Here is a 20,342-nt window from a genome sequence, read left to right as displayed (position 1 = left end):
CCCTCTCCCGAGGAGTCACCATGTCCACGTCCGCCTCCGCCCCCACCTCCGCCGCCGCGTCCTCGGCCCGGTCCACGGTCCTCGCCATCTCCGGCTCGATCCGCACCGACTCGCACAACACCCGACTCCTGCGCGCCGCCCAGAAGTTCAACACCGGCCAGGACATCGAGATCTACGACGGCCTGCGCGACATCCCGCCGTACGACCAGGACCTCGACACCCCCGAGCTGCGCCCGGCCGCCGTCAACGACCTCCGCCGCCGCGTCACGGAGGCGGACGGGCTGCTCATCTCCACCCCGGAGTTCAACTACTCCATCCCCGGAGTCCTCAAGAACGCCCTCGACTGGCTGAGCACCGACTGGACCCGCACCGAGGGGCTGCCGATGAACCGCAAGCCCACCGCGATCCTCGGCGCCGCGCCGACCAACTTCGGCACGGTCCGCGCGCAGCTCGCCCTGCGTCAGGTCTTCGTCTGGACGGACAACGACGTCGTGGTCAAGCCGGAGGTGCACGTCTTCCGCTCCCACGAGCGCTTCGACGCCGAGGGCAACCTCACGGACGAGGTCACCATCGAGCTCCTCCAGCTCCTCCTGACCAACCTCCAGGCGAAGATCGACGAGGCGAAGTCGCCCCAGGCGTGACCGCGAAGAGCGGAGATCGCCTGATCGCCGTCCCCAAGATCCGGCAGAATGACACCACTTGGGGGTCCAGGCTCCCCGTCCTGCACGGAGGAGGTCGGACGTGTCCTCAGCGGCCGCGCCGGGCCGCCCCGGACGTCAGGGCGACGGCGCCCGCGACCGTCCCCGCGACCGCGAGGGCCACGCCCGTGACGAGGGCTCCTCGCCGGGAGCGGTAGGAGAGGATCGACCAGCACGAGCGGGCGGACAGCAGCGAGCCGGCGCTCGCCCAGGAGCCGACGGAGCCGGCCGACAGGGCGGAGCCGACCGAACCGATGGAGAGAAAAGATCCGACGGATCCGACCGAGAGGGCCGATCCGACGGATCCGACGGACAGGAACGAGTCCCGCGACCACAGGGACAGTGTGGAATTGCACTGATTCGCCATACTTCGATCCTAGGCTCGGACCGTGACCGGAGCCTGATCCGAGAGCGACCGATGAGTTTCGCGGCGGCCCACGGTCAGAACCCACAGAACACGAGACACCGAGACAGACACCGGGACACACCCCGCGTCACACCCCGCGTCACACCCAGCGCCACCCCCCGCGACACACCGAGCGATCGAGGATCCGACACATGCGCACTCTCATCACCACCGCCTTCATCTCCCTCGACGGCGTCGTGGAGGCGCCGGGCGGCGAGCCCGGCTACCGGAACTCCGGCTGGACCTTCAAGGACATCGAGTTCCTCCCCGAGGCCTACGAGATCAAGGGCCGGGAGCAGAAGGAAGCGAGCGCGATGCTGCTGGGCCGGACCAGCTACGAGGTGTTCAGCCCCGTGTGGCCCGGCATGGAGGACTTCGCGGACTACAAGTCGATGCCGAAGTACGTCGTCTCCACGACGCTCACCGAGGACGACCTGGTGTCGAACTGGGGCGAGACCACCATCCTGCGCACGCTCGACGAGGTCGCCGCGCTGAAGGAGACCGAGGGCGGCCCGATCATCGTCCACGGCAGCGCCACCCTGAACCGGGCCCTGTCGGACGCCGGCCTGATCGACCGCTATCACCTGCTCGTCTTCCCGCTCCTCCTCGGCGCCGGCAAGCGGCTCTTCAGCACCACCGACAAGGACGCCCAGAAGCTGGAGCTCGTCGAGCACGAGGTCTATGCCAACGGTCTGCAGAAGCAGGTCTTCGACGTCGTCCGCTGACGGCCGGGTCGGCAGGAGGAGGAGAGCAGATGGTCCAGTTGCTGCGGGTGCAGAACTTCATGGTGTCCGACGACGGATACGGCACCGGTGAGGGCCAGAGCCTGGAGAAACCGTTCGGCCACGCGGACCCGGGGGAGCTGTTCGCCTGGGCGGGTGCCACGGCGAGCTGGCCGATGCGCGCCGACCCCGGGGGGAGCCGCGGCCTCGACGACTACTTCACGCGCGCCTACGGGCTCAACATGGGCGCCGAGATCATGGGCCGCAACAAGTTCGGACCCCTGCGCGGGCCCTGGCCCGACGAGGAATGGCAGGGCTGGTGGGGCGACGAACCCCCGTTCCACACACCCGTCTTCGTCATGACCCACCACAAGCGTCCGTCGTTCACGCTCTCCGACACCACCTTCCACTTCGTCGACGACGACCCGGCGACGGTCCTCGCCCTGGCGAAGGAGGCGGCGCGGGGGAAGGACGTCCGGCTCGGCGGCGGTCCCACCACGATCCGGGAGTTCCTCGACGCGGACCTCGTCGACACCCTGCACGTGGCGGTCGCACCGGTGCGGATCGGTGCCGGGGTACGGCTCTGGGAATCGCCCGACGAGCTGAACGACCGGTTCCACCACGAGACCGTCCCCAGCCCGAGCGGCGGGGTGACGCACCACCTGTTCTGGCGGCGCTGAAGGAAGAACCGGCCGACAGCCAGGCCCTGTCGTCAAACTCCCGCCTGCCCTCGGGCGGACGACGGGAGTTTGACGACAGGACCTAGGGGGCCTTCGGCTTCCACTCCTGGGCGAGGAGACCGAGCAGCACCTCGTCCAGGAACTCGCCCATCACCCAGGCGGAGGAGCGCAGCACGCCCTCGCGGACGAAGCCGTTGCGCTCGGCGGAGCGCAGCATCGCGTGGTTGTCGGCCAGCGTCTCGATCTGCAGCCGGTGCAGGCCGCGCACGACGAAGCCGTAGTGGCAGAGCACGGCGACGACATCGGTGCCGTAGCCCTGTCCGCGGCAGGCCGGCAGCAGCCCGAGGCCGATGTGCGCGGCCCGGCTGTGGTTGTCGATGCCCCACAGCGTCGCGGTGCCGAGCAGCGTGCCGCCTTCCAGCTCCACCACGGAGAACGGGACGTGCCCGGGCTCGCTGTCGTCCACGACGAGCCGCGGATCCTTCGACCCGGGCGTGATCGGCCGCCAGGCCGCGCTCCCGGCCCGCGAGCCGTTGACCACGTCGTCGTAGAGCTCGGTCCGCAGGACCGGGATGTCCTCGTCGTGCCGGGCGCGCAGCCCGACCTTCTTACCCCTCAGCATGCGAGCTTCCTATCCGACAGGTCCCGGCGTCGGCAATCCGATTACGGCTCGCTCGGCGACCTGGTCGGCCAGCAGGCGCAGGGCGTCGGCCGAGGCGGTGTCGTTGGGGGTGTAGACCTCCAGGCGGTGGTCGGGGCTCTCGGGCTGGAGCCACACCTGGTAGTCGACGTCGACGCAGCCGACGGTCGGGTGGCGCAGGCGCATGGTGCCGACCGTGCAGTCCGCGACCTCGCCCTTGGCCCAGAGCCCGGCGAAGTCACGGCTGCGCATGGAGAGTTCGCCGATCAGCTCGGCCAGCCGGGCGTCGGTGGGGTAGCGGCCGGCGGTGAGGCGCAGATAGGCGACGTGGGTGCGGGCGAGCTGGTCCCAGTTCCGGTGCAGGTCCTGGGCGAGGGGGTCGAGGAAGAACATCCGGGGGACGGAGGGCCGTCGCGCCGGGTCGTCGGGCGCGTCGAAGGCGACGTGCTCCGCGACGAGGGCGTGTCCGGTGCGGTTCCAGGCGAGGACGTCGCCACGGCGGCCGAGCACGACGGCGGGCGTCGTCTCGCCCAGGGACGCCAGGAGCGCCAGGACGCGGGGGTGCGGCCTCTCGGGGCGGGGGCGGGTCAGGCGGGGTGCGGCGGGCCGGCGGGCGAGGTTGTGCAGGTGGGCGGTCTCGGCCGGGTCGAGCCGGAGCACACCGGCGAGGGCGTCGAGGACCTGCTGGGAGGCGGTGCCTGCCTGGCCCTGCTCCAGGCGCGTGTAGTACCCGGCGCTGACTCCGGCGAGGTGGGCGAGCTCCTCGCGGCGCAGGCCCGGTACGCGGCGGGTGGAGCCGTACGTACGCAGTCCGACGTCGCCGGGCGTGACCCGGTCGCGTCGGGCCTTGAGGTAGGCCCCGAGGCTCTCCAGTTCCATGGCGTCGAGCGTAGGCGCCGGGGCCGGGGCGAGGGTGCCCCTGTCAGGTGTACCCATGGGACGGGGATGGCTGCGGCGGAGCCGGCGCAGCACCGTCGACGGCATGAACGAACAGTGCGAGGTGTACGTGTCCTCCCCGGACCGGCGGGCATGGCTGGGCCTCCTGGTGGTGCTCGGCCCGGTCCTGCTGGTGGCGATGGACGGTTCGGTCCTGTTCCTGGCGATGGCCAAGGTCTCCGAGGCTTTGTCGCCGACCGCCGATCAGGCGCTGTGGATCCTGGACGTCTACGGCTTCGCCGTCGGGTCCCTGCTCATCGCCTTCGGGAACCTCGGTGACCGGTACGGCCGGCTGAGGCTGCTGATGGCCGGTGCGGCGGTGTTCGGCGCGGCCTCGGCGGGCGCGGCGTTCGCGCCGGGGCCGGAACTGCTGATCGCCTTCCGGGCGTTGATGGGCGTGGCCGGTGCCACGCTGCTGCCTTCGGCGCTGGCGGTGCTCAGCGGGCTGTTCACCGACCCGCGCCGGCGGGCGAAGGCGATCGGCGTCTTCGCCGCCACCTTCGCGGCGGGCTTCGCGATCGGACCGGTCGTCGGCGGGCAACTGCTGAACACCTTCTGGTGGGGATCGGTCTTCCTGATCAACCTCCCCGTCGTCGCTCTGTTCCTGCTCCTGGCCCCGGTCCTGCTCCGCGAGGTGCCCGCGACCCGCACGGGCCGCGTCGACGTCCTGAGCGTGCTGCTCTCCGCCGGGGGCATCCTGTCGACCGTCCACGCGATCAAGCACGCGGCCACGGAGGGCCTGACGGTCACCGCACTGGCCACGGGCCTCGCGGGCGCCGCCACTCTGACGTGGTTCGTGAGGCGCCAACTCCACCTGGAGCAGCCTCTGATCGACATCCGTCTCTTCCGGGACCGGGTCTTCACGATCGCGGCCGTCACCGGCCTCCTGCCCCTGGCCGCCTGGTCGGCGACGGCCTACCTGGGCGGCGTCTACCTCCAGTCCGTCCTCGGGCTGACCGTCCTGGACGCGGCGCTCGTGGCGCTCCCCGGCGCCGCCGTGCTCACGGTCACCTGCGTCGTCACCCCGTCCGCTGTGGCGCGTATCGGCACCAGGGCGGCACTCGTCACCTGCCACTTCCTCATCGCGGCGGGGATGCTGCTGCTCCTCGCCACGACCGTCTCCGACGGCATCGGCTGGTACGTGACGTCCACCGTCGTCGCGGGGGTCGGCTACGGCATCTCCTTCAGCGTGGTCGCCGACACCGCCGTCGCGGCGGCGCCCGCGGAGCGCGTCGGGGCGGCGGCCGCGATCGCCGAGACGAGCAACGAGATCGGCAACGCCCTCGGCATCGCCCTCCTCGGCTCACTGGCCGCCCTGGTCTTCCGGCTCCAGGGCCCCGACGCCGCGGGCACCCTCACCGAGACGCTCCGGGTCCCGGGCCTCGCGGCCACGACGGTCACCGAGGCGAAGTCGGCCTTCGTCACCGGCCTGCACGCGGCGGCGGCCGTGGCGGCCTCGCTCCACGCGGCCCTGGGCTCCTTCTCCTTGCGCCATCTGCCGAAGGCCCGCGGGGGCACCCGCTAGGCCCTGTCGTCAAACTCCCGCCTGCCCTGCGACGCCATGCATGCACTCTCACCGCACCGGGCACAGACCCGCGTACATCCAGTACGCGGGCCCGCGCCCGGCACGCCGAGAGCACGCACCTGACGCCGCAGGGCCCGCCCTTCGGGCGGACGACGGGAGTGTGACGGCAGGACCTAGCCACCGCAGGCCGGCAGGAACTCCAGCCCCTCCGGCGTACCGAAGCGGACGACCGCGAGGTACGCCTCCGGGTAGTCGCAGCCCAGGTCGGTCCACTGGAGCGCGAAGACGGTCCAGACGACGAACCCGGCCAGAAGAAACCAACGCCAGCCCTTTGACATGCCCGCCACGTACCCGCCGTCCCGCCGGAGGAACCGCTTCCCCGGTCGGCCGGGCTCAGGGGGCGCGGAGGCGCGGAGAGGCAGGACCGTATCCTGGGGCGGAGGCCGCAGGGACCGCCGATGCGGCGCACCGTTCCGTCGCAGCCGGGCGGCGTCCACTCCGGGTACCAAGCGCCCGGCAAACGATCAGGAGTTGACCAGTGATCAGTCTGGCCGCAGCAGGGGGAGTGGCCCTGGTCGAACTCGGCATGGCCCTGACTCCGGGACCGAACATGATCCACCTCGCCTCCCGTGCGATCACCCAGGGCCGCAGGGCGGGCCTGGTCAGCCTGAGCGGGACCGCCGTGGGATTCCTCTGCTACCTGGTGGCCGCGGCCGCGGGCCTGTCCGCGCTGTTCGCCGCCGTTCCGCTGGCGTTCACGGTGGTCAAGCTCGCCGGGGCCGCCTACCTGGCCTACCTGGCCTGGGACATGCTCAAGCCGGGCGGCCGCTCGCCCTTCGCCCCGGCCCAGGACCTGCCTCCGGTCTCCGACGTCCGCCTGTTCTCGATGGGGCTCCTGACCAACCTGCTCAACCCCAAGATCGCGCTCATGTACGCCGCTCTTCTGCCCCAGTTCATGGACCCGCAGGCGGGTCCGGACTGGGCGCAACTGCTCCAGCTCGGGGGCGTGCAGATCGCCGTGGGACTCTCCGTGAACGCGCTGATCATGCTGGGCGCGGCGCGCGTGTCGGGGTTCCTGGCGGCCCGGCCCCGCGTGATGACCGCCCAGCGGTTCGCGTCGGGCGGCCTGCTCGGCTTCTTCGCGCTGCGCACGGCCCTGTCCCGTACGCCTGTCGCGGCCTGACCCGGGTCCGGGCGAGACCGGCCTGACCGGGTCCCGGACACCCCCTAGTTGCCGGTCGTGCCGTCGAGCAGCTCGCGCAGGATGTCCAAGTGGCCGTTGTGGCGGGCGGTTTCCTCGGTGAGGTGGAGGAGGATCCAGCGCAGGTCGACGTGGACTCCGCCGCGGATGGGGCGCTTGGCCTTCTCGTCCAGGCTGCTCGCGGCGACCAGTTCGCGGTAGGCGGCGCTCTGTCCTGTGTACTCGTCGAGCAGCTGCGCGAGCGGGAAGTCGACGGCTATGCGCATCTCGCGGTCGGGGTCCTCCTCGGTCCAGGGGCCCCGGTCCTCCTCACCGAGGAAGACCATCTGGAACCAGTAGTACTCGACCCAGCGGAGATGGTTGACCAGTCCGCTCAGGGTCATCAGCGGCGAGCCCGGCAGGAGCGCCTTGCGGGCGTTCTCCTCGGAGACGCCGTCGCACTTGGCGCGGGCGGTGTCGCGTGCGTAGTCGAGAAACGTGGTGAGCTGGGTGCGCTCGTCCCACGCGGGCGGTGTGTCGTCGATTCTGGTCATCGCGCGAAGCGTCCCCGATCACCCGGGGCGGTGTCGAGGCATTTGATCGCGCTCACGAGCGGAGCACGGCGTCCGCGAGTGCGATCACCACGCCGTCGGGCTTGCAGGAGGAGCCGTCGCCGATGTCGGCCTGGATGGCGAGCCTGGTCACGCCGGTGAGGTCGGTCACGGAAGGCCCCTGCTCGTCGTCGGAAGGGCATGGAACCCGATCACCCCTCCGCGCAGCGGAGTTCTAGCCGCGCGACGGCGCGTGGGCGGCGTCCAGGATCAGGGCGAGGAGGCGGGCGGGCTGCTCCTCGTCGTCGCGGTGGGCCGTGGACAGGGCGATCCCCACGGTGAGTTGGACGAGGTCGTCGGCGGTCAGGTCGGGCCGCGCCGAGCCCTGGAGCTGGGCCCGGGTGAGGACGGCCGCCGCCGCGTCCAGGATCAGCCGGTGGCAGTCGGTCGATTCCGGTGCGGCGTCCTGGTCCTCGGTGAGCAGCGCGCCGGCCATGGCCTGGCTGGCGCGGGCGTGGTCCAGGAAGGCGTGGAGCCAGCGCGCGAGCGCCTCGTCGGGTGCGGCCGTGGCGGCCAGGTGCTCCGCCTGTCCGCGCAGCGCCTCGATCCGGTCCGTGAGGACCGCCGCCAGGAGTGTCGAGCGGTTCGGGAAGTGGCGGTAGAGGGTGCCGGGGCCCACTCCTGCGCGGCGGGCGATCTCGTTCAGGGACGCCTGCGGTCCCGCGTCGGCGAACACGTCCCGCGCCGCGGCGACGAGCCGCTCCCGGTTGAGGCGCGCGTCCACGCGCCGGCCCGGGCGGGAGGCGGCCGGGCCGGCGCTTCCGGTCGTCGTCATCGTGCTGTCCGCCCTTCGTCCTGCGCCGTACTCGTCGCCTTCGCGGACCTCCCGGAATAGTTAAGCGGAGAGGTTCTCCGTATCGTAGCGCCATCGGGTAACCGGAGAACCTCTCCGTTTACTTGCTCGGCTCGTTCCAGGGGGATGCATGACCGACACCACCAACACCGCCGCCCTCACCGACGCCGCCGGCGTCACGGACGTCACTGCGATCACCGATACGGCAGGCGCCGCCGATCACGGTGCGCGTGGCGGGTTCGGGAAGGTGGGCATCTGGACCTTCGCCTTCGAAGGGCAGCCCGCCGGGCGCGTACGGGAAGTGGCCGCTGAGATCGAGGAGTTGGGATACGGAGCCATCTGGTACGGGGAGGCCTTCGGCCGTGACGCCGTCGGCCAGGCGTGGCTGCTCCTGTCGGCGACCCGCCGGATCCGTGTGGCCTCCGGGATCGCCAACATCGGCTTCCGGGACCCCATCGCCACCGCCACCGCGACCCGGACCCTCGGCGAGGCCTTCCCCGGGCGTTACCTGCTCGGCCTGGGTGGGCACCGGGTCGACGACGCCGTGCACGAGGTCGACGGCTATCCCGTACGGTCCCTCGGCAAGGCGGTGGCCACGATGCGGGCCTATCTGGACGCGATGGACGCGGTACCGGCCCACGGGCCCGTCCCCGACCCCGCACCGCCCCGCGTACTGGCCGCCCTCGGCCCGAAGATGCTCCGGCTGGCCGCCGAGCGGTCCGCGGGCGCCCACCCGTACTTCGTCCCCGTCGAGCACACCGTGGAAGCCCGCCGGATCATGGGGCCGGACGCCTTCCTCGGCGTGGAGCAGGCCGTCGTCCTCGACACCGACCCCGCGAGGGCGCGGGAGGTCGCCACGGCGCACGTCGCCATGTACCTTGCCGCGGCGGCGCACCAGGAGGCGAACGTCCGGCGGCTCGGCTTCGGTGACGAGGACATCGTCGGGGGCCCGAGCCGCCGCCTGGTGGACGCGATCGTCGCCCACGGGGACGCGGAGTCGATCCGCCGGCGCGTCCGGGAGCACCTCGACGCGGGCGCCGACCACGTCTGCGTCCAGGTCCTCACCGCCGACCCCGACCCCACGGCCTTCCCGGACCGCGAGTGGCGCGAGCTGGCGCCGGCGCTCGTGCCCTGACCCGCTGCCCTCCGGGCAGGCTCCGGTGCTTCAGCGCAGCCGGCCGAAGCGGTCCCTGTTGTCCTCGTCGGTCTTCTGCTGGTCGGTGGACATGCTGAGGACCAGGTCCCGGAGCGGACCGTTCAGATGGTCGGCGAGGGCGCGGGTGGCGCTGTCGAGATGGTCGAGGAGCGGGGCGTAGTCCGCGGCCACGGAGGCGCCCAGGGATCCGCTGGCGGCGAGCGTGTCCAGGTCGTACTGGGCGCGGGCGAGCACCGGGGTCGTCGTGCCGTAGATGAGCTCGGCGGCGGCGGAGAGGCCGTCGGCGGCGCGCTTGTGCTCGTTGTGATCGACGAAGATGTTCCAGTTCCCCGCGTTCGTCCCCACCTGAGGGTTTCCCTGCGCGGGTCCGCCGGCCGCGGCGATCCCCCGCCCCATGCCGCCGGACGCGCCGCTCGCCCCGCCCCCGGCGATCCCGTCCAACCCGCCGGCCCCTCCGATCCCGGCGCCCGCGATTCCCGGGGCGACCCCCGTCCCGATGCCCCGGCCGATGCCCCCTCCGGCGCCGCCGAGCAGGCGGGCGACCGTTCCGGGGACGGTCGCGAGCGTGGCGACGTCCGGATCGGCCTGTGCGCGGGCCGCGCCCGCCTCGGTCTCGGAGAGGGTCGTCGCCGCGTTCTGCCGGAGGTCCTGCCGGGTGATGTCGGCCTGTCGCTGCTGGAGCAGGGTGAGCTGGGAATCGGTGGAGGCGCCGGCGGGCGGGGAGGCGAGGGGCACCATCAGATCCTGGGCCCGGTGCTTCCCGATGGCGATGGTGTCGCCGCAGGCCTGGATCTCGGCGGTGATCGCGAGGGCGGCCCTGGTCGTCTGGTCGAAGCAGCCCTTGACGCGGGACCAGTGCTCCTCCAGAGCCGTCAGCGCCTCGCTCCGCCCGCTGGAGAGCAGCCGTTGCACGGCCTTCGTCCCGCGGATCCCGTCGGCCTCCAGGGACGCCGCATAGGAGCGCAGGTTGACGTCCGTCGCCGAGGACCTGTCCTCGTTCGCCTCGATCCAGGGCAGGGCGTACTGGTCGATGAGTGCTTGCTCCGCAGGTGTCGGTTCGATCGCCATGGCGGTAACTCCCCCTGTTATGCCGTGCGTTGGGCGAAAACCGTCTCATGCGGTCCGTGGCCCCACAAGAACGCTGCGTGAGGCCGTCCGGCTCAGTCGATGTGCACGATCTGGAAGGCCTCCGCCATCCGGCCCGGCGGCAGTCCGCCCGCCGTCGCGTGCTCGCCGAGCCAGTCGCGGAGCAGGCCGGCCAGGTCGTCGAAGTGGGCCGTCTGGGAGGTGTGGATGCGCAGCGCCTGGACCTTGCGGTCGAAGACCGGGGTGACGTCGACGTACTGGTTCGGGGTGGGTCCGGTCATCAGCCACAGCTCGTGGACCGTCCACGGCTCCAGGCCCTCCTCCTTGAGGAGTTGGGCGTGTGCGAAGGGGTTGCGGGCCTCGGGATAGACGGCGCGCAGGCAGGCGTCCCCGACCGCGCGGTGGTCGGGGTGGAGGTCGGCGACGCGGGCCCAGTTGATCTCGGGGGACGGGATGATGGCCCGCTGCGGGCGCACTTCGCGGATGACCCGGCAGAGATCGCGCCGCAGCTCCACGGACGCCTCGACGAAGCTGTCGGGGTAGCCGAGGAAGCGGACGTCCGCGACGCCACTGAGCTTCGCCGAGTGGACCTGCTCGGCGCGGCGCAGGTCCGCCATCGCCTGCCGGGGGAGCTGTTCGTCGTAACCGCCGGCGCCGCCGTCCGTCACGATGCAGTACGTGACGCGGGTGCCGCGCTCGATCCACTGCATGACGGTGCCGCTGACGCAGAACTCGATGTCGTCCGGGTGCGCGGCCACGACCAGCAGTGACTCGGGCGCGCCGCGGTCCTTCGCGACTTCCTCCATGTCCCTCATGGGGTCAGCCTGTTGGGGCGGCGAGGGCGTCGCAAGGCCAAGCCGTGGCGTGAACTGGACATGGCACTTACGCGCCATTCAAAAACTTGGTAGATTCAAATCATTGGGCTTAACCAGCGTGAGGCGGGCCCTGTCACGAGACGGCCCGTCACGAGACAGACCCTCGTGAGACGGCCCGTCGTGGGACGGACAGTGACTTCCGAGGCGTGACTTCCGAGGCGTGGCTTCGGAAGCGTGGCTTCGGAAGCGTGACTTCGGAATCGGAGGCGACCGCCATGTGCAGGATTCTCGGCACCATCGCCGCGGGGGCGGACCGCCCGGACCCCGCCGAACTCGCGGCGGTCTCCGCCCGCCAGCGCCACGGTGGACCCGACGAGCACCACGTGCTCAGCGGCCCCGGCTGGTCGCTCGGCTGCGACCGGCTCGCGGTGACCGACCCGTGCGGCGGACAGCAGCCCTACCGGCTGCCGCACCTCCCCGGCATCCTCGCCGTGCTCAACGGCGAGATCTACAACCACGCCGAGCTGCGCCGCGTGCTCGCCGCCCGGGGCCACCGCTTCCCCGACCGCTGCGACGGCACCGTGCTCCCCGCGCTCTACGCCGAGTACGGCCCGGCCTTCGCCGAGCACCTCGACGGCATGTTCGCCGTCGCGATACTCGACCTGCGTCCAGGCTCCGCCCAACTCGTCCTAGCCGTCGACGACATGGGCATGAAGCCGGTCTACGTCCACCACGATCCGTACGACGGCTCCACCCGTTTCGCCTCCGAGATCCCCGCGCTCCTCGCCTTCGAAGGGGTACGGATCTCCCCGCGCGACGACGCACTCGACACGGTCCTCGCCACCCGTACGCCCTTCTCCACGCACACCGCGCTCGACGGCGTCAGCGTCCTGCCGCCCGGCGCCACCGCGCTCGTACGCCCGGGGGCGGCCCCCGTCGTCCGGCGCCGGGGCCCCCGGGTGCCGACGGGGCCCGGGGACACCCAGGACCTCCTCCGCCACGAGGTCCGGCGGCTCGCCCACGCCGAGGTGCCCGTCTGCGCGATCACCAGCGGCGGCCTCGACTCCGGGCTCGTCACCGCGCTCGCCGCCGAACACGCCCGCGAGACCGGCGCCCCGCCGTTGCACACCTTCCACCTCACCTACCGGGGGAAGTGGCCGGACTCCGAGGCCGCCTACGCCCGTTCGGTCGCCCGCCGGGCCCGGACCGTCCACCACGAGGTCTCCGTCGACCCCGACGAACTGCCCTCGCTGCTCACCCGGACCGTCCGCCACCTCGGCCAGCCCAACGCCGACCCCATCACCCTCTCCACGTACGCGCTCTTCCGCGCCGTCCGCCAGAACGGCTTCACCGTCGCGCTCGCCGGCGACGGCGCCGACGAGCTCTTCGGCGGCTACGACCGGATGCGCGCCGCGCTCGGCGCCCCCGCCGGAGCCGACTGGGCCGGCGCCTACGCCGACGCCCTCTCGGCCGCCCCGCGCCTCCTCCGCGACCACCTCTACACCGCCGACTACCGTGCCCACATCGCCGATCAGGGTTCCGCCGCCGACCGCATCGAGCAGGAACTGCGCTCCGCCGAGGCCGTCGGCGCGGACCGGCTCACGGCGATGACGGCCTTCGAGACGCGCTGGCGGCTGCCCGCGTACCACTTGCGGCGCGTCGACCACCTGTCCATGGCCTGGGCCGTGGAGGCCCGCATGCCCTTCTGCCAGCCGTCCGTCGTCGCCCACGCCCGCGGTCTGCCTGCGGCGGCGCGGACGGGGAAGAGGGCGCTGTACGAGGCCGGGGCCGAGCTGCTTCCCGCAGGCGTCCTCCGCCGCCCCAAGCAGCCCTTCACGCTCCCGCTCGCGGCGATGCTGGCCCCCGGGAGCCCGCTCCTCGACACCGTCCGCGACCTGCTGTCGCCGGCCAGGCTCGTCCTCGGCGGCAGGGTCCGCGCCGACCGGGTGCGGAAACTCCTCACCCGCCACCTCGAACGCCCCTCGCACCAAGACGCCTTGGCCCTCTGGGCCCTCGCCGTCCACGAGCTGTGGACGGAGGTCGTACAGGGCATGCGAATCCCGGTGGGCTGTGCGGCCTGAACACCCGGAACCTCCCCGTCCCGAACCCGCCACACCCCCCGAGCACGCCCCGACGCCGCGGCCTTCCGGCGCCGAGCCGGGCCTGCGCCCCTCCCCGTGTGGGCGATCGTCCCGCTGGGCGGGACGGGTGGGCACACGGGACGGCGCCCCTGCGGGCGCCTTCGCTTCCCGCGCCTACGGCCCCCACGACGCCGGTGCCGTTTCGGTGCGGGGTGCGCGTGCTCGGGCCGGGGCAGTCGGGGCGGAGGCGCCCGCAACGGCGCCGTCCGTTGTGCCCACCCTCCCCCAGAGGGGGGACCCCCACGCCCCAGCGGGACGAATGCCCACAACGGACGGCGGCGGGGGCAGCCCCGCAGGCGACGGGGCTCGCCCCACGGGTGACGGGGGCGGCCCCACCGGCGGCGGGGCCGGCCTCACGGGCTACGGGGCCCGCCCCCCGGGCAAAGGGGGCGGCCCAGCGCCCGGAGGGACCCGCCCCACCCCCGTCCCCACCGTCGCCCGACCCGCCGCCGTCGTTCGTGCTGTCGTCGTTCGGGCCGTGGATGCCCCCGGGCCCACCCTCGTCGTGCGGCTCGACCAGTTGCCCGTCGGGGCGCTCGCGCTCGGTGTCGAGCTGGCGCGGTTGCGCCAGGCGCTGGCCGGCACGGCGTACGCCGAGCTCAACAAGATCGCCCTGTACGGTCCCTCCACCCGCGCGGGGCACACCCTCGACTACCGCTTCGTGCAGGCCCTCCCCGGCGGCGGTTTCGACTTCCGGGCCGGCTGCGGCCACTCCCTCCTCGCCTGTGTCGTCGCAGACGGCCGCCCCGGGCCCGTCACCGTCCGGGCCCTGACCACCGGCGACACGATCCGTTGCGAGGGCGAGGGCGAGGGCGAGGGCGAGGGCGAGCGCGTCGCCGAGCGCGAGCCGCACGGCGACCGCGGCGCCTTCACGCTCAGCTTCCTCCGCGCCCCCACCGCCCCCGGCACCCTCCCCACCGGACGCCCCGTCGACGTCCTCTCCGGCGTGCCCGTGTCCCTCGTGCGGTACGGCAACCCGTACGTCTTCGTCGACGCCCGCCACCTCCCCCGGCACGGCGACGACGCCCTCCGGGACCAACTCCTCGCGCTCCGCGCCGACGCCGCCCGGATCCTCGGCCACCCGCCCGGCTCCGCCCTCCCCAAGATCGCCGTCTTCGCCGACGGTCCCGAGGGGCTCTCCGTCCGGGCCCTCACCGTCGGCGGCTGGCACCCCCGGCTCGCGCTCACCGGGGCCGCCGCCCTCGCCGCCGCCGGCGCGCTCGACGGCACCGTCGTCCCCGCGCCGGCCGGCCCCGTCCGCACCCCCGGCGGCACCGTCACCGTCTCCGCCGCGGCCGACCGAATCCGGGTCCACCACAAGCGCGCGGAGGTTCTGGGGACGTTGGAACTGCCGTGGCGTGTCCACGCAACGGCGTGAATGCGCACCCCTCCCGGCGGGCCCCCGGTGTCCTTTCTCTGCCACGCTGAAATGGACCGGCAATCGGTATCCGTGGGGAGAGCAGACGCACATGAAATTCGAGAATCTGCGTGTCGTCGTGACCGGAGCGTCCCGCTATTTCGGTCGCGCGCTCGCCGTCGGATTCGCGCATCTCGGCGCCGAGGTCTACGTCTCGGCGCGGACCGTCGAAGCCGCCGAACGCACCCGCGCCGAAGTCATGGGCTCGGCCCGTGACCGTATCCACGCCTTCGGCTGCGACCTCAGCAGGCCCGCCGAGATCAGGGAGTTCGCCGCCCGCGTCGGCGAACGCACCGACCGCGTCGACCTGTTGGTCAACAACGGCGCGCGCTGGCTCGACGGCATGGACCTGGAGGCCGCGAGCGACGCCGAGATCGTCGAGACGATCGAGTCGACCGCCGGCGGCACCGTCCTCATGGTGAAGCACTTCCTGCCGCTGCTCCGCGGCTCGCTCCGCCCCGACATCGTCAACATGGTCGCCGTCCGCGACGCCGAGGGCGCCTCCGCGGCGGCCGCCGGCGCCGCCCACGAGGCCTTCTGGGCGGCGAAGAGCGCGCAGGCCGGATTCGCCGACATCCTCTCGCGGCGGCTGCGGCCCTCCGGGGTCCGCGTCTTCTCGCTCTTCCCGCCGGACTTCTCGACCTCGGACCCGCGATTCGCGGAATGGGACGGATCGAATCCGGACGGAATTGCGCCCGACGAGAAGCTGACCACCCAGGCCCTTTTCGAATGCATCGTCTACGCAGTCGAGCAGCCGCGTGACTGCTTCATCCGCTCCTTCCACTTCGAACCGCGCTGAGCCCACCGCACGACAGCGTCAAGGAGGTTCCAGCCCCATGAGCACCCCCGTCTGGATCACCGCGACCCCTCCCGCCACCCACGGCGAACTCCACATCGGCCACCTCGCCGGGCCGTACGTCGCCGCCGACGTCCTCACCCGCTATCTGCGGGCCGAGGGGGAGGCGGTCCGGTTCACCACCGGCACCGCCGACCACGCCAGCTCCGTCGAGGTCCGCGCGCTGCGCCACAACCGCAAGCCGGAGGAGGTCGCGGAGGGCTACCGCGCCGCGATCACCGCCGACTGGCTGCGCTCGGGCGTCGAGTTCGACCACATCGTGCGCCCGCGGCGCGACAAGGGCTACGGGCGCTGGGTGCAGGATCTCTTCAGCAGGCTGTACGCGCAGGGGGTCATCGCCCCCCGCACCCGGCTCCTGCCCTACTGCGAGCCCTGCGACCGCTGGCTGTACGGGGCGCACGCCACCGGCAGCTGCCCGCACTGCGGCGCGGACAGCGACGGCGGCATGTGCCACGAGTGCGCCCGCCCCAACGACGGCGGGGACCTCGTCTCGGCGCGCTGCGCGGTCTGCGACACCCCGGCGGTCGCCCGCCGCTGCCGCCGGCTGTACGTGCCCCTGGAGCCGTTCCGGGACACGCTCGCCGAGTACTGGGCGACGGCCGGGCTCCCGCCCCGGCTCGCCGCGCTGTGCGAGTCGCTCGTCGAGGACGGGCTGCCGGACATCGCGGTCGGCCACCCCGCCGAATGGGGGCTGCCGGTTCCGGTCGACGGCTTTCCCGAGCACCGCATCGACGGCTGCTTCGAGGCCGCGGCCATGCACCTCTTCGGTTACGACACCAAGGGCCCGCTGCCCCGCCGCGCCATCCACTTCTGCGGCTTCGGGCACGCCTTCTGCCATGCGGTGCTCCTGCCGGTACTGCTGCTCGCGCAGGACATCAAGCTGCCGCAGGACTTCAACGTCAACGAGTCGTACGTGATCGAGGAAGGCGTCCAGGAGGGCAACGTCTGGGCGCTCGACCTCCTCACCGAGTACGGCTCCGACACCCTGCGCCGGCACGTCCTCCAGGCCCGCCCGCTGGGCCGCCGGACCGTCTTCCGGCGGGAGCGCCTCGCGGCCGCGCGCAGGGAGCTGGACGAGAACTGGAACAGCTGGCTCGCGCGGCTCTTCTCCTCCGTGCGGGAGGAGTGCGGCGGCCGCGCGCCGCAGGCACTGCCGGGCGGCACCGGCTGGGAGATCCTGGAGCGGCGGCTCCACCGGGGCGTGGACGACCTGCGTGAGGCGTACGGCCCCGATGCCTTCGACCCGCGCCGTGCGGTCGCCGTCCTCGACGAGATGGTCCGCTCGGTGGCCGACTTCGGCCACGTCAACGCCCACGAGCGCTGCCGTCCCAGCACGTCGTGCCGTCATCTGCCGGCGCTCGCCGCCCAGTTGGCGGTGGCCTCGGCGCTCTCCGCCTGGGCGCGGCCGGTGATGCCGGAGGGGGCGGACCGGCTCGCGGCGGCGCTGCACGTGGAGGCGGGCCGGCCGGTCGACTGGCACGCGCTGACGGGCCCCCTCCCGGGGACCCGGCTGGCTCCGCCGTCCGGCCCGGTCTTCGGCTTCTGACCGGGCCGACCCCTCCGCCTTTCACTACTAAGCAACTAAGTAGCCATGTAGTCGAGCAGTCCCCGCATCCCTCCCTGTCGCGTGACCGTGCGCGCGAGCTACGCGCAGGGACACGTGGCCCCACTCCTCAGGAGCCCCCACGTGTCCCTGCGCGTCGCCATGCTCAGCGTCCACACCTCCCCGCTCCACCAGCCCGGGACGGGGGACGCCGGCGGCATGAACGTCTACATGGTCGAACTCTCCCGGGCCCTCGCCGAACTGGGCGTGGAGGTCGACCTGTTCACCCGCTGCCGGGGCGAGGGCCTGCCCCCGCTGGTCGAGCTCTTCCCGGGGGTCCGGGTCCGCCATCTGCACGCCGGTCCGCGCGGGCCGCTGCCCAAGGAGGCCATGCCGGACCTGGTCGTGCCCTTCTCGCTGGCCCTGCTGAAGGAGGACCGGCGCTACGACCTGGTCCACTCGCACTACTGGCTCTCCGGCCAGGCGGGCCGGATCGCCTCCGTCGGCTGGCGTGTCCCGCTCGTGCACACCGCCCACACCCTGGCCCGGGTGAAGAACGCCTCGCTCGCCGAGGGCGACACCCCCGAACCCGAGCTCCGCGTCCGCGGCGAGCTCCAGGTCGTCGGCTCCGCCGACCGGCAGATCGCCAACACCACTGACGAGGCGGAGGCGCTGCGCACGCTGTACGGGGCGCCGGCGGAGCGGACCGAGGTCGTCCACCCCGGGGTGGACCTGCGGACCTTCCGCCCCACCGAAGGCGGCCGGGCCGCCGCCCGGGCCCGCCTCGGCCTGCCGGCCGATGCCTTCGTCCCGCTCTACGCCGGCCGCATACAGCCCCTGAAGGGCCCGGACGTGCTCGTGCGGGCCGTCGCCGAGCTGCTGCGCCAGGAGCCGGGGCTGCGTCACCGCCTCCTGGTCCCGGTGGTGGGCGGCCACTCGGGCGCGACCCGGGAGGGGACGGCCTGGAAACTCGCGGGGGAGCTGGGCGTCACCGACGTGCTGCGGGCCTGTCCTCCCGTACCGCAGGAGCGGTTGGCGGACTGGTACCGGGCGGCGGACGTGCTGGTGGTGCCCTCGCGCAGCGAGTCCTTCGGTCTGGTGGCACTGGAGGCGCAGGCCTGCGGGACTCCGGTGCTCGCGGCGGCGGTCGGCGGTCTGCCGACGGCGGTACGGGACGGGGTGACGGGGCTCCTGGTGCACGGCCACGACCCGGTGGAGTACGCGCGGCGGCTGCGGTGGTTCGCGGCGCACCCGGAGGAGGCCCGGGCGATGGGGGAGGCGGCGGTCCGTCACGCGCGGGGTATGAGCTGGCGCGCGTCCGCCGGCCGGACCGTCGACGTCTACCGGGCGGTGGGGCAGGGGCGGCGGCACGCCCCTACCCCGGCGGCCCCTCTCTCCTGGAGGAACGAGAAGGCCGTAGCTCAAGTCTAGCACCTCTTTTGGTTCAACCAAAGATATGGCGAGCTCCGGATGCCTCAATTCCGTTGCGGGGAAGGCGTATTGACGCATCCACGCCATGGCGGGTCCACGCCCGGACAATCCCTGGATCGGATTCCGGGGCGGGGACAGAATGGAGATGTCTTCAGGGAACGCCCGGCGGCACGGGCCCCCGGAAGGCGGAATTCACATTCCAACTCCTGGAGGAATCATGTCTGCTGAGCACGCCACGGGGATGCGCAAGACCGTCCGTCAGTTCGCCCTCGCCGCGGCCGCGTGTCTCGCCGTCGCCGGCGGCGCGGCCCTGGCGACGGCCCCGAGCGCGGACTCGGCCCCCCAGCACGTGGTGGCCGACGGCGTGGCCGACGCGGCCACCGCCACCCCGACCCCCACCCCCACGCCGTCCCCGTCCAACGGAAACGAGTGGAACAAGGTCACCCCGGCGCCGATACCTGCCAATTGAGCGTCCGGGAATCCGAAAGGGCTCCGTGATCGTCCCCGTTCGGGCGGTCGCGGAGCCTTTTCCGTATCACCGGGCGTCAATTGACGGGCATTCTCAGTCGACCCAACCGAGCCGGTGCGCCCGCACCCCGGCCTCGAACCGGCTCGTCGCGCCCATCTCCTGCATGAGCTCGGACAGCATGCGGCTCACCGTCCGCAGCGACACCCCGAGACCCCGCGCGATCTTCTCGTCCTTCATCCCCGAGGCCAGCATCGTCAGCGCCGCCCGCTGCTGTTCCGAGAGCCCGTCACCGCCCTGCTCGGGCGCGCTGCCGTCCCCGTACGGCGAGGCCGTGTGCCAGCAGTGCTCGTACAGCGCGATGTACGAGCGCACCAGGGCCGGCCCCCGCGCCAGCACCGCGCCCGCCATCGGTTCCGCCGGATCGACCGGGACCATCGCGAACTGCGCGTCGGCGATGATCATCGTCATCGGGACGGCGGGGGTGATCCGCACCTCCACCCCCGTCTCGACCCGGCGCCGCAGCAGCTCCGCCACCTCCGGCACGGACACGACCCGCTCGCTGTACATGGCGCGGACCCGCACCCCGTTCTCGATCTGCCGCCGGTCCCGGCTCAGCACGCGCTCCGCCACCTCCCGCACGAGCGACGTCGGGTGCATCGACGCCAGGCTGTGCTGGATGACGTCCGTGATGTCCTCCAGGACCTGCTGGATCCGCCGGTAGTCGCTCAGGAGCTCCACGTCGGCGTCCGAGCGTGTGAGGGACCCTGCCCGCAGGAACGCCCCTGCCAAGGTCTCCAGCGTGCCGTACGCGCGGTCCGCCTCGTCGAGGTGCTCGCGCAGCTGCTCCCGCTCCCGGTGCAGCAGCCGCAGCAGCGCTATCTCCGGGTCGATCACCGCGACCGTGTCGCCGTCACCGTCGCCGTCCACCTGCCGGCCGCCCTGGCCCTCCCGCAGTCCCGCCCGGAGCTCGGCGCGGGCGCCGTGCTGGGCCGGGTTGGTCGGCACGATCAGCCCGAGGTCCGTCAGTTCGCCACGACATCGCTCGTACTCCTCGGGCGAGAGGCGGAGTTGGGCCCCCACTTCGCCGAGACTGGACACCCCGCGCCTGCGCAGCTCCTGGTAGAGGTTCACCACGGCATCGGGTGAGCCCTCCGAGCGCTCGGTGCCGTTCTCCGTGCCCGTACCGCCGCCGGTGGTGATCAAGGCGAAGTGACCCCCTGTTCCCTCGAGTCGCGCC

General features: G+C 72.7%; 21 protein-coding genes. 12 read left to right on the top strand and 9 right to left on the bottom strand.

From position 1 onward, the window contains the following. The first annotated feature begins 20 nt into the window (after nt 1-20). Nucleotides 21-641, top strand: coding sequence for an NADPH-dependent FMN reductase (locus IE124_RS09585; protein WP_189506829.1), 621 nt, complete (start codon nt 21-23; stop codon nt 639-641). Nucleotides 642-747: 106 nt separating this feature from the next. Here the strand turns inward: IE124_RS09585 and IE124_RS09580 are convergent, their stop codons facing one another. Further along, on the bottom strand, nt 748-1,065 hold the full coding sequence (locus IE124_RS09580) for a hypothetical protein (protein WP_189506827.1): 318 nt from the start codon (nt 1,063-1,065) through the stop codon (nt 748-750). 191 nt (nt 1,066-1,256) lie between these two features. Between IE124_RS09580 and IE124_RS09575 the strand changes: the two genes are divergently transcribed. Beyond that, on the top strand, nt 1,257-1,829 hold the full coding sequence (locus IE124_RS09575) for a dihydrofolate reductase family protein (RefSeq protein WP_189506824.1): 573 nt from the start codon (nt 1,257-1,259) through the stop codon (nt 1,827-1,829). Between the two features lie 29 nt (nt 1,830-1,858). Further along, entirely contained in the window at nt 1,859-2,506 is a 648-nt protein-coding gene (locus IE124_RS09570) for a dihydrofolate reductase family protein (protein ID WP_189506822.1), read from the top strand. A gap of 82 nt (nt 2,507-2,588) precedes the next feature. On the opposite strand, the gene IE124_RS09565 is transcribed toward IE124_RS09570, so the two are convergent. Both IE124_RS09565 and IE124_RS09560 read right to left on the bottom strand, forming a co-directional pair. Next, nucleotides 2,589-3,128: a GNAT family N-acetyltransferase gene (locus IE124_RS09565; protein WP_189506820.1), complete on the bottom strand. Its 540-nt coding sequence runs from the start codon at nt 3,126-3,128 to the stop codon at nt 2,589-2,591. 9 nt (nt 3,129-3,137) lie between these two features. Further along, a complete protein-coding gene (locus IE124_RS09560; protein WP_189506818.1) occupies nt 3,138-4,025 on the bottom strand; it encodes a helix-turn-helix transcriptional regulator in 888 nt (295 codons plus the stop codon). A 103-nt stretch (nt 4,026-4,128) separates the two neighbouring features. Between IE124_RS09560 and IE124_RS09555 the strand changes: the two genes are divergently transcribed. Further along, nucleotides 4,129-5,607: an MFS transporter gene (locus tag IE124_RS09555; RefSeq protein ID WP_229832343.1), complete on the top strand. Its 1,479-nt coding sequence runs from the start codon at nt 4,129-4,131 to the stop codon at nt 5,605-5,607. A 173-nt stretch (nt 5,608-5,780) separates the two neighbouring features. Here IE124_RS09555 and IE124_RS09550 read toward each other — a convergent pair whose 3' ends face one another. Further along, the gene (locus IE124_RS09550) at nt 5,781-5,954 is read right to left on the bottom strand and encodes a hypothetical protein (protein WP_189506814.1); all 174 of its coding nucleotides are present in this window, start codon (nt 5,952-5,954) and stop codon (nt 5,781-5,783) included. Between the two features lie 191 nt (nt 5,955-6,145). Between IE124_RS09550 and IE124_RS09545 the strand changes: the two genes are divergently transcribed. Beyond that, nucleotides 6,146-6,790: a LysE family translocator gene (locus IE124_RS09545; protein WP_189506812.1), complete on the top strand. Its 645-nt coding sequence runs from the start codon at nt 6,146-6,148 to the stop codon at nt 6,788-6,790. 44 nt (nt 6,791-6,834) lie between these two features. On the opposite strand, the gene IE124_RS09540 is transcribed toward IE124_RS09545, so the two are convergent. Further along, nucleotides 6,835-7,341 (bottom strand): DinB family protein, encoded by a 507-nt coding sequence (locus IE124_RS09540; RefSeq protein ID WP_189506810.1) that lies wholly within the window; start codon nt 7,339-7,341, stop codon nt 6,835-6,837. Between the two features lie 232 nt (nt 7,342-7,573). Beyond that, nucleotides 7,574-8,173, bottom strand: coding sequence for a TetR/AcrR family transcriptional regulator (locus IE124_RS09535; protein ID WP_189506807.1), 600 nt, complete (start codon nt 8,171-8,173; stop codon nt 7,574-7,576). A 148-nt stretch (nt 8,174-8,321) separates the two neighbouring features. Here IE124_RS09535 and IE124_RS09530 point away from each other — a divergent pair, with 148 nt between their 5' ends. After that, nucleotides 8,322-9,326 (top strand): TIGR03620 family F420-dependent LLM class oxidoreductase, encoded by a 1,005-nt coding sequence (locus tag IE124_RS09530; RefSeq protein WP_189506805.1) that lies wholly within the window; start codon nt 8,322-8,324, stop codon nt 9,324-9,326. A gap of 30 nt (nt 9,327-9,356) precedes the next feature. On the opposite strand, the gene IE124_RS09525 is transcribed toward IE124_RS09530, so the two are convergent. Together IE124_RS09525 and IE124_RS09520 are read right to left on the bottom strand one after the other, a co-directional pair. Beyond that, on the bottom strand, nt 9,357-10,415 hold the full coding sequence (locus tag IE124_RS09525) for a hypothetical protein (protein WP_189506803.1): 1,059 nt from the start codon (nt 10,413-10,415) through the stop codon (nt 9,357-9,359). A gap of 92 nt (nt 10,416-10,507) precedes the next feature. After that, a complete protein-coding gene (locus IE124_RS09520; protein WP_229832316.1) occupies nt 10,508-11,248 on the bottom strand; it encodes a PIG-L deacetylase family protein in 741 nt (246 codons plus the stop codon). 275 nt (nt 11,249-11,523) lie between these two features. Here IE124_RS09520 and asnB point away from each other — a divergent pair, with 275 nt between their 5' ends. From asnB to IE124_RS09490, 6 genes are all read left to right on the top strand, one after another. Then, nucleotides 11,524-13,329, top strand: a complete 1,806-nt coding sequence (gene asnB, locus IE124_RS09515) for an asparagine synthase (glutamine-hydrolyzing) (RefSeq protein WP_189506801.1) — start codon at nt 11,524-11,526, stop codon at nt 13,327-13,329. Between the two features lie 538 nt (nt 13,330-13,867). Next, nucleotides 13,868-14,767: a 2-methylaconitate cis-trans isomerase PrpF family protein gene (locus tag IE124_RS09510; RefSeq protein ID WP_189506799.1), complete on the top strand. Its 900-nt coding sequence runs from the start codon at nt 13,868-13,870 to the stop codon at nt 14,765-14,767. A 91-nt stretch (nt 14,768-14,858) separates the two neighbouring features. Beyond that, a complete protein-coding gene (locus IE124_RS09505) occupies nt 14,859-15,605 on the top strand; it encodes an SDR family oxidoreductase (RefSeq protein WP_189506797.1) in 747 nt (248 codons plus the stop codon). 37 nt (nt 15,606-15,642) lie between these two features. Further along, complete coding sequence (locus tag IE124_RS09500; protein WP_189506795.1) at nt 15,643-17,208, top strand: class I tRNA ligase family protein; 1,566 nt, start codon at nt 15,643-15,645, stop codon at nt 17,206-17,208. 114 nt (nt 17,209-17,322) lie between these two features. Next, a complete protein-coding gene (mshA, locus tag IE124_RS09495; protein WP_229832314.1) occupies nt 17,323-18,636 on the top strand; it encodes a D-inositol-3-phosphate glycosyltransferase in 1,314 nt (437 codons plus the stop codon). A gap of 217 nt (nt 18,637-18,853) precedes the next feature. Further along, complete coding sequence (locus tag IE124_RS09490) at nt 18,854-19,105, top strand: hypothetical protein (protein ID WP_189506793.1); 252 nt, start codon at nt 18,854-18,856, stop codon at nt 19,103-19,105. A 93-nt stretch (nt 19,106-19,198) separates the two neighbouring features. Here IE124_RS09490 and IE124_RS35325 read toward each other — a convergent pair whose 3' ends face one another. After that, on the bottom strand, nt 19,199-20,308 hold the full coding sequence (locus tag IE124_RS35325; protein WP_268246711.1) for a helix-turn-helix transcriptional regulator: 1,110 nt from the start codon (nt 20,306-20,308) through the stop codon (nt 19,199-19,201). Nucleotides 20,309-20,342 lie beyond the last annotated feature (34 nt).

Source organism: Streptomyces narbonensis, from assembly GCF_014649015.1.
GTDB classification, from domain to species: Bacteria; Actinomycetota; Actinomycetes; order Streptomycetales; family Streptomycetaceae; genus Streptomyces; species Streptomyces narbonensis.
This window is presented reverse-complemented; position numbering and strand designations above follow the sequence as displayed.

Bases quoted from the DNA above. Each gene is read 5' to 3' on its own strand.
- IE124_RS09525 (WP_189506803.1), bottom strand. From the start codon at position 10,415: ATGGCGATCGAACCGACACCTGCGGAGCAAGCACTCATCGACCAGTAC.
- IE124_RS09535 (WP_189506807.1), bottom strand. From the start codon at position 8,173: ATGACGACGACCGGAAGCGCCGGCCCGGCCGCCTCCCGCCCGGGCCGG.
- IE124_RS09570 (WP_189506822.1), top strand. From the start codon at position 1,859: ATGGTCCAGTTGCTGCGGGTGCAGAACTTCATGGTGTCCGACGACGGA.
- IE124_RS09555 (WP_229832343.1), top strand. From the start codon at position 4,129: ATGAACGAACAGTGCGAGGTGTACGTGTCCTCCCCGGACCGGCGGGCA.
- IE124_RS09490 (WP_189506793.1), top strand. From the start codon at position 18,854: ATGTCTGCTGAGCACGCCACGGGGATGCGCAAGACCGTCCGTCAGTTC.
- IE124_RS09505 (WP_189506797.1), top strand. From the start codon at position 14,859: ATGAAATTCGAGAATCTGCGTGTCGTCGTGACCGGAGCGTCCCGCTAT.
- IE124_RS09520 (WP_229832316.1), bottom strand. From the start codon at position 11,248: ATGAGGGACATGGAGGAAGTCGCGAAGGACCGCGGCGCGCCCGAGTCA.
- IE124_RS09565 (WP_189506820.1), bottom strand. From the start codon at position 3,128: ATGCTGAGGGGTAAGAAGGTCGGGCTGCGCGCCCGGCACGACGAGGAC.
- IE124_RS09560 (WP_189506818.1), bottom strand. From the start codon at position 4,025: ATGGAACTGGAGAGCCTCGGGGCCTACCTCAAGGCCCGACGCGACCGG.
- IE124_RS09585 (WP_189506829.1), top strand. From the start codon at position 21: ATGTCCACGTCCGCCTCCGCCCCCACCTCCGCCGCCGCGTCCTCGGCC.
- IE124_RS09540 (WP_189506810.1), bottom strand. From the start codon at position 7,341: ATGACCAGAATCGACGACACACCGCCCGCGTGGGACGAGCGCACCCAG.
- IE124_RS09575 (WP_189506824.1), top strand. From the start codon at position 1,257: ATGCGCACTCTCATCACCACCGCCTTCATCTCCCTCGACGGCGTCGTG.
- IE124_RS09530 (WP_189506805.1), top strand. From the start codon at position 8,322: ATGACCGACACCACCAACACCGCCGCCCTCACCGACGCCGCCGGCGTC.
- asnB (WP_189506801.1), top strand. From the start codon at position 11,524: ATGTGCAGGATTCTCGGCACCATCGCCGCGGGGGCGGACCGCCCGGAC.
- IE124_RS09500 (WP_189506795.1), top strand. From the start codon at position 15,643: ATGAGCACCCCCGTCTGGATCACCGCGACCCCTCCCGCCACCCACGGC.
- IE124_RS09580 (WP_189506827.1), bottom strand. From the start codon at position 1,065: ATGGCGAATCAGTGCAATTCCACACTGTCCCTGTGGTCGCGGGACTCG.